This is a genomic window from Syntrophorhabdaceae bacterium (genome assembly GCA_028698615.1).
Taxonomy (GTDB): Bacteria; Desulfobacterota; Syntrophorhabdia; order Syntrophorhabdales; family Syntrophorhabdaceae; genus Delta-02.
In genome coordinates, this window is sequence record JAQVWF010000057.1 from 1 (window position 1) to 13,766 (window position 13,766).

Sequence of the window (13,766 nt, forward strand, 5' to 3'; positions counted from 1 at the left end):
GACGGACACCGGGATCGGGTTTTTGAGGTCCTCTCTTTTTCGGGATAAGACCCTGTTCGGCCTGACGCCTCCACTTTGCAATGTTTGAATAATAGAGTCCTTCACGGCGTAACAGGGCACCGAGCTGACCCGGTTGCGTGCATAATTCTGCTTCTCTGAGGATACGGGATTTATATGCCGCCGTGAACTTACGTCGTATTGCCTTCTCGGGCACTTCGGGATCAGGAACTGCCCTGATACCGGATTTGCTGCCTTCTGCCGCTGTCGTATCTTTATTTTCCAATTTGCTCTCTCCTTCCCGCCCTTAGAGTCTAAACTATTGGGTGGAAAGTGTCTCACTTATATTGGCACAGAGGGTATGGCGGGGCTCCTGGAGAAGCTTATACCCAGCGTGGGCCATGCCGATGCCAAGCACAGCCCCGACATACCCAACAAGCTCTGGCATGACAAGCGCCTCGTTCCGAGCCACGCCTCGATTGAGAACAAGCCGCGCTTCCTCGATGCGGCGGGGTGCCTCTTTGACCTCTACCGGGGCCGCTCCGTCGACGATGACGCGAGAAGCTCTCTCCTTGCCGATCTCGGCAATGCCATAGGGGACAGCACAAGCACGAAGTCCCAGCGCGTCGGGAACTATAAGGCCCTCATCGGGGGAGAGTTCACGAAGTACGACGAGGATGCCTGGTTCAAGGAGGCCGTGGGTTTCACTACGGTGGACACATCCGGTGGCGGGGACACAGTGCCGGGGACCGAGATGCGGTGGGTGTGGAAGGACAACTACAAAGAAAGCCACTGGTTCAAGTTCCAGGAGGCAGTCAAGGCGCACCAGGCATACGTGTTGACGAACATCGTGCGCCCCATATACGCGACGATGGAGCAGACGACGTGGTAGATATTTTCTTCGGGCTCCCTTGGTCACTCCAGCTTAGCTCCTCGTTATACCAGATGAGACGGAGTAAGTGATGGCCCCCTACCATTCGCATGGCTTCATTGGTCAGCAAATACACTCCTGGGTCAAGGCAACCAAAAGGACGCACAAGCCATTATTTGAATTGGCCGAGAGAATCAATGCTGACTGTTACCAGAGTCTTGGAAGCGTAACGATAGACAGCGGCAGTTTGCGACAGACCCTGATCGCATGTTTATTTGCGCGATGTCTGGAGCTATTTCAAGCTTCATACATACTGGTTTCACACGGCATGTCGCCTTCGGGCAGCGTTACGCTCAGAGCCCTCTTGGAGGCTACGTTTGTCTTATGCGCTACGGCAAAAGACGATGCCGCCCTCGAAGCGTACGTAATAGACGGGGAAAGGGAAAAACTACGGGTCGCAAGAAAGCTATTGGCAGACAAAGACAGCACCCTGTCCGAGGACCGACTCGACGTTATACGGGGAATTCAGAACGAGCTTGACGAGAAGATGAAGGAGCAGAAAATAATGAAGTTCTCGACTGAAGACTTTGCCATAAAAGCGGGTCTTCACAGTTGGTACCTGACTGCATACGCAAAAACAAGCTGGGCTGTGCACACAACCATCAGAGACATGGAGCGACATATTGTGCTGGACGATGAAGAAAAGCTCAAGTCAATCACGTGCACTAGTCAGTATTTGCGTTGACAACCGGCCCTCCGGTTAAGATTGTTTATACTACACGGCCATTATTTCATCCACATTTTCGTAAACATATTTTTGATACAACGGCAGATCGTCGACAAAGGTCTGCATCGGGGTGCGCCCTTGGCAGTAACGTCCCTGATTTGTCCGGTCATTGTTGTACCAGGACATAAATATATCCAGATCGGTCTGGATCTCTTCTATGGATCGATACAGCTTTCTGCGAAAAGCCACCTTGTAAAATTCCTCCTGGACTGTCTGGTTGAGACGTTCAACGGCGCCGTTGGTCTGCGGATGCCGGACCTTGATCCTCGTGTGCTCGATATCGTTGAGATGGAGAAAGAGCTGATAGGGGTGGCTCTCGGGACGACCGCAGTATTCAGGGCCGTTATCGGTCAAGATTCTCAGAACCCTGATGCACTGCTCGTCAAAGAACGGCAGCACGCTGTCGTTTAAGAAGTCCGCTGCTGTCAGCGAGGTCTTTTCCGTATAGACCTTGGCGAACCCTATATTGCTGTGCGTATCTATCCCTGTCTGCTGGTAAAGTTTGCCGATGCCTTTTATGTACCCGATATAGCAGGTATCCTGGGCAAAGAGGAACCCGGGGTGAGGGCTCTCAATCTCACCATGGACCTTTTCCTCTTCCTTCGCATTCTCGAGGGCCTCGACCTGGGACTCAGTAAGGATGTTCACATTGTCTGCCGCCCATTTCTCCAGCCTGTTAAGCCGTAGGCTTTTTAAATGGAGATTATGCCTGAGCCAGACGCTCCTGACACCGCCGGCACTGATATCAATGCCTTTCTTCTTCAGCTCGTTTGCGGTCCGGGTCTGGCCGTGGGTGGGATATTCCAGGGAATAATCCAGCAGGGCCTGTTCGACCACAGAGGGCACCCGGTTGCCAATTCGGGGAGCGCACCGGGATTTTTCAAGAAGTCCTTCGAGACCCTCTTCCATTATCGCCGTCTTTATATCGTAGTAGTGTTGGCGGCTTACGCCTAGCCTGCGGCATGCATCGGTTATATTGCCGAGTGTCTGGCCAAGTTCTAAGATATTTAACTTCCGATTGATGATATACTGTGCTTGAGTCATGGTACTTCCTCCTTTGGTTAAAATGTTTTGTGGTAAAACAATCTTAACCGGAAGACCATGGCTCTTCAACTATTGAGCTTGTGGTTGTAAACGCTTTTCTTGACTAGTACAAATCACGTTCATCCCCACTGACGAGGGCACCGTTGATGTCCTGTCGACCGCATGCACTGCAATGATTATCTCGCTGGGCGAGCTCTTGTCGCTGTTTGGGGCAGATACGACAGTTGCCGACATGTACGGCAAGGAACTGGAACGAGTGATGACAAAGACGGCATAACGACCCGGTGCACCGCTGAGTGGCGGGAAAGCTATAGCACGCTGCTCTTTCCTTTGTTGCACAGGTACGATCGAGTTGAGTACGGATAAAATCATGAAAAGCATAAAGGATTCTTGGGAGAAATTTCTTCATGCCGGGACACTGGGTGGTAACTTGTTACTGCTGTCTCTATCTATCGCTACTTCCGAGATGTTCAAGCATTCTGTTATTGAGCAACAAAAAATACCGGGCAGGTGCCAGACATGCTAACCCCCTATGCGAAACACACTTTCGGTGATGAAGTAGATCAGAAGCTGAGAAGTCGTCTGGGGTGGCTTACTGCAGGCGTGGCATCCTCGATCCCGTGGCCTTCATCGGACGTTTGCGTCTCTTACGCCGGGGACGAATATTTTCTGCGAGGTTCAGAACGGAATGGTAAGCCTTCTCCTCCAGGAATCACGATCGGGTGCAACGACGGCAACATTGATGAAACCCTTTCGAAAGTTTACCGTTTTACATCAATACTGAGTTGGTTTCTGGGTGGATACGTCTACGCATCCGGGTACATTCACGGGAGTCATCCAATGCTTTATGGAGGCAGAACTGTCTATTCGTCTCTCGGTATCGCGGGATCTAAGTCTTTCAGCTGCAACCATATGCCCGTCATTGAACATGAGAATGTCCGGAAGGCCCTTGCGTTCTGGCGCGAGGGCAAGAGGTTACGCCATGTGCATAATAGCTATGCATTTCTCAGTTTCTACAAGGTCATCGAGTCTCAGTTTTCGAATACAACAAGGAAGGTCAAATGGATTTCTGCAGCGCTTGAAAGGCTTACAGGTGATGCCGGAAAGCGTGTAGCTGGTCTACGTGAAGCTAACTTTGACGTTAGCCGCCATCTTTTTGAGAGTGGTCGGTGCGCTGTGGCTCATGCATCATTGGAGGGTGAAATAGTTGACCCCGATATCCCTGCCGATAACCGGCGTCTTGCTGAAGATCTGGTCATAATGGAAGGGCTTGCAAGCATGTACATCACCGAGGAGCTACAGGTTCCCAATTCGAGATCGTTATACAGGTCGAGAGACCGCCTCGCCCCGTGGGACTCACTCCTCCCCGAGGAGACCTTGAACGCGCTAAGACGCGGCGAAACTCCCGAGAACTGCAATGAACTGCAAGGCCTGGCCGTATCCGTCGGACTGTGGCCGGATGGTCCGATAGAGGGTCTGGAAAGAATGACGATGCACGTCGACGCCTTCAAGGATGGCATAGTTCGAGTCGTCCTGATCAATGAAAGAAACACAGTTCTGCTGGTTTTCGTTCTCGATTACCCGAGCGGCAGAGTCCACACCAGTCTTGTAGATGGAAGACTACTTACCGGAGAGAACGGATTGGAAGAGGCTGATGTCGTGTCGTATGCCACATTCGTTTACAATGTACTGTGGAACAGGATAGCGGAGTTGGCATGCGGGAACCTCGAGCCTATTGACTGCGAGATTGTGATACCGGAAAACATTATCACTCCCAACCCAGACAGGGCAATCAAAGAGGCCGTGTTGAGGTTTAGGTGTGAGCGAGCCGGGGGCGCCGAATAGAGCGGCTGGGTTATTGGTCGTTGCCTGGTACCTCCTGTACCAGTTGAGGGTACTTTGCTCTGATGAATTCCTCGAAATGTCTGTGTGAGGGCGAAAACAGCTTATACTTGGAGACGATGTCCTCGAAGCTCATATCGTCTAAGGGGTCAACCTTGCCTTCCTTCCAGACAGAAAAGGAATGAACGATAGCCGCAGATCGCGGTTCTATAGTCTCGTGAACCATTCGTCTCGGGTCTATTGCCTCATAGAACCCTTTGTCTTCGATCTTGCCCAGCAGAACGTAGATTCTGTTTCTCCAGTACTCTTCGTGTTCTTCACAGATATTTTTGAACAGGGTAGTGCGAAGCTCGCTATTGAGTTTCCGGTAACGGGCTATGTGTCTTGCCGCGGTTAACCAGCGGAGTCTATCGTTAACGGGATGCCCGTTCTCCATAGCGAGAGAATCGTAGGCAAGCTCGAGAGAATGCTTGAGTTGTTCCAGAAGCTCCTTGTCGTTTACGTACCGTCTATCCTTTACGTTTTTCCACCAGGTCAAGAAGAGCGATATACCAGCGATCACCAACGAAATGACTGATATGATCAACGAAGCAGTTGACATTTATTTCCTCCCGAAAACAATAATTCGTTGAATTTACTTTTTTCACAACATATGGGTGACGGTTACCCGAAAGCATTCGGTGGTTAGACTGGTCCTCCGACGTCAGTCCACAAAATAACGCCGTTGGCCAGGGAACTCTTTGAGTACTTGACAAGCCTAAATCGAAAAAGACCATAGTCGTATTCTTTTTCAATAACGATGACGCTTGTGCCCATGACTCTCAGGGTTTCATCTGCTGCCTTGGGGATGATGGCAAGGTTCATTGATCCCTCCAAAGCTACGCTCGGATAGTGAACGGCGTCTATACCTTCGTACTTCTCGACCAGTGCCTTGCACAACGTGCGGGAATGCAGGTAGTTGTTGGTTCCCGCGTTTCGGTCCGATAGAACACCTGCCAAGAAGGCATCCATGAACACGAAACTGTATCCAGTCTCAAGTGAAAGACCATTCAAAATTCTGTTGATTTCCTCACTCAATCTGCCAGGGATTAGGCCTTGACCCCTTTTGTGAACGTTGTTGATTTCTCCTATTATGAGGGTCCTGAGGGGCCGATCCTGATTCATCGAATACCCTACGAGATGAACATGGTCGCCTTGTCTAGCTCCTATTTCGCACAGCGTTGTGAATTTATTAAAGGAAAGATACAGTACTGGTGCGCCAGCCTCGTTTATGCGCCCAGCCTCGGTAATATTTGGCGGGGGATAGTAGAGGTCAGCGGTACTTGAAAAACCAGTGCAATCCATACATTTTCTTGCCCTCCAAAGAGGAAAATCGTAGAAAAGGTTACCAGTTATGGCGTCATAGTAACGCAGGAAATTACGCCACTTCCTGCAGAGTCTATCACTGTCAGATTCAGCCAGGATGTCCGTTGCTTCTTGCTGAAGATAGTCAACTTGTGGGAGATTCATATCATTGTAGGCTAACACGAAAGTGAAGTGGAAGCTACACCTGAGGCTGGCCCCTTGTCATTCTTTCATGGCCATAATAAACGTGAAATTTCTAGTCGAATCTTGTACGATATCGGTGAAGCTCTCCAGTAATTTCAACGTACGGTAAACATCGGAGCCTTCACAAGGGGTTGACAGGGGGATTCCTGATGAGGTACTGCGGCACCGTAACGGCCTGTCTGCATTATGAACAGGCTCCCTCTGCACCTCGGATCTTCACCCGGCATCATGTGACTTCCAGCATCAATGAACCACTTCAACGCGGAGCCTGCTAAATGAATAATTTCAACGAGAAAACCAGCTTCATCTGGTCCGTTGCGGATCTCCTCCGCGGACCATACCACCCGAACCAGTACAAGGACGTCATGCTTCCATTGACCGTCCTGAGACGCCTGGACTGTGTTCTTGAGCCCACAAAGGCAAAAGTCCTCAAGGAGCAGGAAAAGCTCTCAGGGGGCAAGGTAAAGAACATAGAGCCTATTCTCTGTCGTGTCACCGGCATGCCTTTCTACAACACGAGCCTTTTCACCTTTGAGAAGCTCAAGGGCGACCCCGCCAACATTGCCGCCAACCTTGTCAACTACATCAAGGGCTTCTCCACCCGGGCCCGGGAGATCATGGAACATTTCGGGTTCGAGGAGCATATTGCGAAGCTGGAGAAAGCGGACCGCCTCTACCTCGTCGTGTCGAAGTTCTGCGACATAGACCTCCACCCCAGTGCCGTATCGAACCTCGAGATGGGTTACATCTTCGAGGAGCTCATCCGCAGGTTTAACGAGGTATCGAACGAAACGGCTGGCGATCACTTCACCCCCCGCGAGGTCATCAGCCTGATGGTGGATCTCCTTTTTGTCCCGGATGGTGATATTCTCACCACCAAGGGTATCGTCAGGACCCTCTACGACCCTGCCTGTGGTACTGGTGGCATGCTCTCCGTGTCGGAGGAGTATGTCCGAAAGCTTAACACCGACGCCAGCCTTCAGGTGTTCGGACAGGACTACAACGCACAGGCCTATGCCATATGCGGATCCGACATGATGATCAAGGGGCAAGACATCGGACATATTGCCTTCGGGAACAGTTTCACCGACGACCACTTCCCGAACCACAGGTTCGAGTACATGCTCGCGAACCCTCCCTTCGGAGTGGAGTGGAAGCCGGAGGCCGAGGTCATCAAACGCGAGCACGATGAGCAGGGATTCGGTGGTCGCTTCGGTGCCGGTCTTCCCAGGATCAATGATGGGTCCCTCCTGTTCCTGCTGCACATGATAAGTAAGAGGAAGGATCCCAAGGAGGGCGGCACCCGCCTGGCTATTGTTTTTAACGGTTCCCCTCTCTTTACCGGGGCTGCCGGTTCGGGAGAAAGCGACATCCGCCGATGGATCATCGAGAACGACTGGCTCGAGGCCATCGTGGCCCTCCCCGACCAGCTTTTCTACAACACCGGGATATCCACCTATCTCTGGATCGTCACCAACCGGAAGGAACCGAAGCGCAAAGGGAAGATACAGCTCGTCGACGGCACATCCTTCTTCAAGAAGATGCGCAGGTCCCTGGGGAACAAGCGCAACGAGGTCTGCGAGGACCAGCGGGGGGACATCACCCGCCTGTATGGGGATTTCAAGGAAGGCGAGCAGGTCCGTATCTTCGACAACGAGGACTTCGGATACCGGCGCATCACGGTGGAGAGACCCATGAGGCGTAACTATGCCGTGGATGAGGAGCGGCTTGCCCGCGTGAGAGAGGCTAGTGCGTTTGAGGGTCTCGCGTCCAGCAAGAAGCGCAAGGATGTAAAAGGGATGGAGGCCGAGGTCGAGGAGGGAAAGAAGCTCCAGGAGGCTATCTTCGAAGCCTTGTCGGGACTGGCATCGAAGGGTGTGGTCAAGAACCGGGAAGAATTCTCCGACCTGATGAAGGGGGCCTTCAACAAGGCAGGCTTGAAGACCGCCGCCCCGTTGTTCAAGGCCATCCTGACGGCACTGTCCGAGCGTGACGAGACGGCAGATGTGTGTGTTGACGCGAAGGGCAACCCCGAACCGGACCCGGATCTGCGCGACTACGAGAACATCCCCCTTAAGGAGGGTGTGGAAGAGTACATGAAACGCGAGGTCCTTCCCCATGCGCCCGATGTGTGGATCGATCACAGCAAGACGAAGATCGGGTACGAGATCAACTTCAACCGGTATTTCTACAGGTATGTGCCACCGCGTCCGCTGGAAGAGATAGAGGCAGACCTCCGGATCATCGAGAAGGAAATAGCGGATATGCTGACAGAGGTAACGGAATGATTAAGAACCTGCCCGCCCCCGGCGACTCTCAGATTGTCATCTATCAGGTGGAATCCGGCACGACCCGCCTTGAGGTGCGGCTGCAGGATGAGACCGTCTGGTTGACACAGAACCTGATGGCAGAGCTGTACCAAACCACCAAGCAGAACATAAGCCTGCACATACAGAATATTTATGAAGAGGGCGAACTCGACCCGGAGGCAACCGTCAAGAAATACTTGACAGTTCGCCCGGAGGGCTCGCGGACGGTCAAGCGACCGCTAGATTATTACAACCTGGACATGATCATTGCGGTAGGTTACCGGGTCAAGTCCGGCGTTGCTACCCGGTTCCGCCAGTGGGCCACGGTTCGCCTTCGTGAATACGTCGTCAAGGGGTTTACGCTCGACGACGAACGGCTCAAGGGTGGCAGTGGGCTGGTGGACTACTTTGATGAACTGCTTGCGCGCATCCGGGAGATTCGCGCCAGTGAAGCGCGCGTCTACCAACGCATCCGGGAGATCTTCGCGCTGGCCTGTGACTACCGGGAAGGCGAGGAGGAAACACAACGCTTTTTCGCCACCATGCAGAACAAGATGCACCATGCCGCCACCGGCATGACGGCTGCGGAGATCGTCCGGAGGCGAGCGGACGCAGGCAGGACCAACATGGGCCTAACCTCGTGGAAAGGTGGCCGGGTGCTGAAACGCGATGTGGGCACGGCCAAGAACTACCTCGATACCAAAGAGATCGACACGCTCAACCGCATCACGGTGATGTTCTTGGACCAAGCCGAGTTCCGCGCCCAGCGGCGACAGGACATCAGCATGCGCGATTGGGAGATCTTCCTCGACAAGTTCCTCCGCGATACCGAACTGCCGGTACTCTCCGGGCCTGGTATGGTCAGCCGCAACGAGGCTCTCGAATGGGCGGAGGTGCAGTACGACGCCTTTGCTGAGCGGAGACGGCTGGAAACAGAATCCGAGGCCGAGGCGCGGTATGTGGAAGACCTGCAAACTTCCGCGAAGACGCTGGAGACGGAGCGTAAGGAGCAACCCGGCAAGAAGAAACGCCAGAGGAGAGGCGGCAAATACGGGCCGGGCAAAGGGGATAACTCGTGATCCCTTCAGTGCATAAAGGCAAACGAGCAACATACCCGGCATACAAACCATCCGGCGTGGAGTGGTTGGGGGAGATTCCGGAGCATTGGTCAACTCAAAAGTTGAAATTCAATTCTTATATCAAAGGCCGTATTGGCTGGCAAAACCTTCGTGGTGACGAATTCACAGATGCAGGTCCTTACCTGGTGACTGGTATGCACTTTAAGGATGGAAGCGTTGATTGGAACTCGTGTTATCACATTACGGAAGACCGCTATCTGATGGCTCCCGAGATATTCGTACAAGAAGGGGATGTTTTGATTACCAAGGATGGTTCCATAGGCAAACTCGCATACATCGATCAATTGCCTGGGAAAGCATCGCTCAATAGCCACCTTTTGATAATCCGCCCCGTTGGTGACGCTTATACTTCACGATTTCTTTATCACCTGCTTGGGTCGGAACTCTTTCAGCGTTTTGTGGTTATTGAACAGAAAGGTACCACGTTCTACGGAATTACACAGGAAAGCGTTGAGGGTTTTCCGGCGGTGCTGCCATCATCGGATGAGCAGCGTTCCATCGCTTCCTTCCTCGACCGTGAAACTGGTCGTATCGATGAACTCATCGCCAGAAAACAGCGTCAGATCGATCTCCTCCAGGAAAAGCGCTCCGCCCTCATCAGCCACGTTGTCACCAAGGGTCTCGACCCGGACGTGAAGATGAAGGACTCCGGCGTGGAGTGGCTGGGGGAAGTCCCAGGGCATTGGGACGTATATCGCTTACGGGTGCTACTGAAAGACTGTGAGGGAATAAAGATCGGTCCTTTTGGGAGTGCTCTTCGATTGGAGTACATACAAGAGGATGGGTACAAGGTCTATGGGCAGGAACATCTCATAAATGCAGATTTTTCGCTGGGACACAAGTATATCGATGAGGACAAGTTCGAAGAGCTTATCATGTGCGAAATATTACCCGGAGACCTCGTCGTATCGATGATGGGGACTACTGGCAAGTGTCAGGTTGTTCCTGAAGGTATTGAGCGCGGCATAATGGACTCACACCTGTTGAGGTTACGCCCCAATGAATCAGTATTCCCGTTTTATCTAGCGTTACTTATCAATGATTCTGATTGCATACGCTACCAGATAACAACCAACAGCAAAGGGTCCATAATGGAGGGGCTCAACTCTTTTATCATAAAGGAGTTGCTAGTTGCGCTTCCTTCTTTAACGGAACAGCGGTCTATCGTGGCCTTCCTCGACCGAGAGACGTCCCATATCAACGAATTGATTGAGAAAGTCAAGAAGTCCATCGACCTGCTCCGCGAATACCGCACCGCCCTCATATCAGCCGCCGTTACCGGCAAGATTGACGTCCGTGAGGAGGTTGCCTGATGCCAGTAGACCACAAGGAAATTGCCTTCGAAGCCGCCATCGAGCACCACCTCATCACCTCGGCCGGCTACGAGAAGGTTAGCCCCGATGCCTTCGATCAGGAGAGAGGCCTTTTCCCCCAGGACGTGATCTCTTTCATCCAGGAGACCCAGCCCAAGGAATGGGAGTACCTCTCCGCCATCCAGAAGGGGAAGTCCGAAGAGACTCTCCTCGATGATCTCTGCCGGGCCCTCAACTCCGAGCATGAGGGGTGTCTTTCCGTACTCCGTCATGGGTTCAAGTGCTTCGGGAAGACCTTCCGCATGGCCTATTTCGCGCCGGCGAGCGGTATGAACCCCGATACCCTGAAGCTCTACCAGGCCAACCGTCTTACGATCACCCGCCAGCTCCGGTACTCGTCGAAGCACGGCAACACCCTCGACGTGACCCTGTCGCTCAACGGGATCCCCGTCGCCACGGCGGAACTCAAAAACCAGATGACGGGCCAGACCTGGCGCAATGCGGTCACGCAGTACAAGACAGACCGTGACCCTGCTGACCTCATCTTCCAGTTCAAGAAGCGCGCCCTCGTCCATTTCGCGGTCGATACGGACGAGGTCTACATGACGACGCGCCTCTCCGGCAAGAACACCCGCTTCCTCCCCTTCAACAAGGGCTCAAACGGCGGCGCCGGCAATCCCGAGAACCCCGGGAACTACAAGACGGCCTACCTCTGGGAGGAGGTTCTTGAGAGACATAGCTTCCTCGATATCCTCGCGCGATTCATCCACCTCCAGGTGGAGGAGAAGAAGCTGGGAGAGAAGAAGGTCAAGGTAGAAACCATGATCTTCCCCAGGTACCATCAACTCGATTGTGTCCGCACACTCGTGGATGACGCACGTGAAAAGGGTGTAGGCAAGAACTACCTCATCCAGCATTCCGCCGGGAGCGGGAAGTCGAACTCCATCGCCTGGCTGGCCCACAGGCTCTCCAGCCTCCACAATGACGAGGACGAAAGGGCCTTCGATTCCGTCATCGTTGTCACGGACCGCGTGGTGCTCGACCAGCAGCTGCAGAACACCATCTACCAGTTCGAGCACAAGCAGGGTGTTGTCCAGAAGATCGACATAGATGCCGCCCAGCTGGCGGAGGCCTTAGGCTCCGGGGTGCCTGTTGTCATCACCACCCTCCAGAAGTTTCCCTTCGTCACGGAGAAGGTCGGCGAGCTTCCCATGCGCAGGTATGCGGTCATCGTCGACGAGGCGCACAGCTCACAGGGCGGTGAGACCGCCGCAGAGCTCAAGGGAGTCCTCGCGGGGGCGGCCATAAAGGAGGAGGCGAAGGCAAAGGCCGAGGAGGAGGGTCTGCCCGACTACGAGGAGGAGATCCTCAAGGCCATGGCCAAGCGGGGGAAGCAACCGAACATCAGCTTCTTCGCATTCACCGCGACTCCGAAGTACAGGACGATGGAGGTCTTCGGTGTTCCCGGTCCGGACGGCAAGCCGCAACCCTTCCACCTCTACAGCATGCGCCAGGCCATCGAGGAGAACTTCATCCTCGACGTGCTCAAACACTACACCACGTACAAGACGTACTACCGGCTGATAAAGTCCATCGAGAACGACCCCAAGGTGGACAAGCGCAAGGCTGCCAGGGCCCTTGCCCGCTTCATGAGTTTGCATTCACACAATATCTCCCAGAAGACAGAGGTCATGATCGAGCATTTCCGGCATTTCACGATGCACAAGATCGGGGGGAGGGCCAAGGCGATGGTTGTCACCGCCAGCCGCTTCCATGCGGTGAGGTACAAGCAGGCCTTCGATAAGTACATCACGGAGAAGGGATACACGGGGATCAAGACGCTCGTCGCCTTCTCCGGGACCGTGATCGACCCGGACGTGAAGGACGTCACTTACACCGAAGTGAGCATGAACGGAGGCATCCGGGAGAAGGAGCTCCCCGAGCGTTTCGGAAGCGAGGAGTACCAGGTCCTCATCGTCGCCGAGAAATACCAGACCGGATTCGACCAGCCTCTCCTCCATACCATGTACGTGGACAAGAGGCTCGCCGGCATCCAGGCGGTCCAGACCCTCTCCAGGCTCAACAGGACCCATGCCGGCAAGGAGGATACCTTTGTCCTTGACTTCGTGAACGAGACGAAAGAGATCCTTGACGCCTTTCAGCCGTACTACGAGCAGACCACCGTCGGGGAACAGGCGGAGGCAAAACAGCTCTATGAGCTGCAGGCCAAGCTCGACGCCCAGCAGGTCTACTACAAGGACGAGGTCGAGGAGTTCAGCAAGGTCTTCTACGCCCCGAGGGAAAAGCAGACCCCTTCCGACCACGCGCGCATGAACGCCTGCATCGATCCTGCCGTCGGGAGGTTCAAGCAGCTCGATGAAGAGGCAAGGGAGGAGTTCCGAAAAGCCCTCATTGCATTCCGGAACCTCTACGCCTTCATGTCCCAGGTCATTCCTTTCCAGGACTCGGACCTGGAGAAGCTGTACTCGTATATACGTTTTTTGGTCACCAAGCTTCCGAGAGAGGACCGGGGCCCCATCTATCACTTCGATGACGAGGTTGCCCTGAAGTTCTACCGCCTGCAGAAGATCGCCGAGGGGTCCATAGACCTGAAGGCGGGAGACCAGCAGCCCATCGCAGGCCCGACCTCTGTGGGAACGGGTGTTGCCAGGGATGACCAGATCGAGCTTTCGAAGCTCATCGATATCCTCAATGACAGGTTCGGAACCGAGTTCAGGCCCGGGGACCAGCTGTTCTTCGATTCCATAAAGGAAGACGCGATGGCTGATTCCGGCCTGAGGCAGGCGGCTAATGCCAATACCCTGGAGAACTTTGGCTATGTGTTCAATAAGGCCCTGGAGGGGATCTTCATCGACCGGATGGACCAGAACGAGGATATCACCGCCAGGTTCATGA

11 protein-coding genes are annotated in these 13,766 nt (G+C 53.7%); 7 read left to right on the forward strand and 4 right to left on the reverse strand.

Translation table 11 applies throughout. The annotated features are described in order from the left end of the window. A partial coding sequence (locus PHC90_12860; protein MDD3847231.1) for an IS3 family transposase occupies positions 1-238 on the reverse strand: 238 nt, incomplete at its 3' end. Between the two features lie 120 nt (positions 239-358). Here PHC90_12860 and PHC90_12865 point away from each other — a divergent pair. After that, complete coding sequence (locus PHC90_12865) at positions 359-889, forward strand: hypothetical protein (protein MDD3847232.1); 531 nt, start codon at positions 359-361, stop codon at positions 887-889. Between the two features lie 70 nt (positions 890-959). After that, positions 960-1,613, forward strand: a complete 654-nt coding sequence (locus tag PHC90_12870; protein ID MDD3847233.1) for a DUF5677 domain-containing protein — start codon at positions 960-962, stop codon at positions 1,611-1,613. 30 nt (positions 1,614-1,643) lie between these two features. Here the strand turns inward: PHC90_12870 and PHC90_12875 are convergent, their stop codons facing one another. Continuing rightward, positions 1,644-2,699 carry an IS481 family transposase gene (locus tag PHC90_12875; protein MDD3847234.1) on the reverse strand — a complete coding sequence of 352 codons (1,056 nt, stop codon included), beginning with the start codon at positions 2,697-2,699 and terminating at the stop codon, positions 1,644-1,646. A gap of 519 nt (positions 2,700-3,218) precedes the next feature. Here PHC90_12875 and PHC90_12880 point away from each other — a divergent pair. After that, positions 3,219-4,544 carry a hypothetical protein gene (locus tag PHC90_12880; protein ID MDD3847235.1) on the forward strand — a complete coding sequence of 442 codons (1,326 nt, stop codon included), beginning with the start codon at positions 3,219-3,221 and terminating at the stop codon, positions 4,542-4,544. 10 nt (positions 4,545-4,554) lie between these two features. Here the strand turns inward: PHC90_12880 and PHC90_12885 are convergent, their stop codons facing one another. After that, positions 4,555-5,142 carry a hypothetical protein gene (locus PHC90_12885; protein ID MDD3847236.1) on the reverse strand — a complete coding sequence of 196 codons (588 nt, stop codon included), beginning with the start codon at positions 5,140-5,142 and terminating at the stop codon, positions 4,555-4,557. An 83-nt stretch (positions 5,143-5,225) separates the two neighbouring features. Then, positions 5,226-6,050, reverse strand: a complete 825-nt coding sequence (locus PHC90_12890; GenBank protein MDD3847237.1) for an RES domain-containing protein — start codon at positions 6,048-6,050, stop codon at positions 5,226-5,228. A 314-nt stretch (positions 6,051-6,364) separates the two neighbouring features. Between PHC90_12890 and PHC90_12895 the strand changes: the two genes are divergently transcribed. The 4 genes from PHC90_12895 to PHC90_12910 all read left to right on the forward strand — a co-directional run. Further along, positions 6,365-8,377: a class I SAM-dependent DNA methyltransferase gene (locus PHC90_12895; GenBank protein ID MDD3847238.1), complete on the forward strand. Its 2,013-nt coding sequence runs from the start codon at positions 6,365-6,367 to the stop codon at positions 8,375-8,377. Next, entirely contained in the window at positions 8,374-9,477 is a 1,104-nt protein-coding gene (locus PHC90_12900; GenBank protein ID MDD3847239.1) for a virulence RhuM family protein, read from the forward strand. Before PHC90_12895 ends, PHC90_12900 begins: the two co-directional genes overlap by 4 nt. A gap of 56 nt (positions 9,478-9,533) precedes the next feature. Continuing rightward, a complete protein-coding gene (locus tag PHC90_12905; GenBank protein ID MDD3847240.1) occupies positions 9,534-10,850 on the forward strand; it encodes a restriction endonuclease subunit S in 1,317 nt (438 codons plus the stop codon). Continuing rightward, the coding region (locus PHC90_12910; GenBank protein MDD3847241.1) for a type I restriction endonuclease at positions 10,850-13,766 on the forward strand (2,917 nt) is incomplete at its 3' end. The genes PHC90_12905 and PHC90_12910, both read left to right, overlap by 1 nt.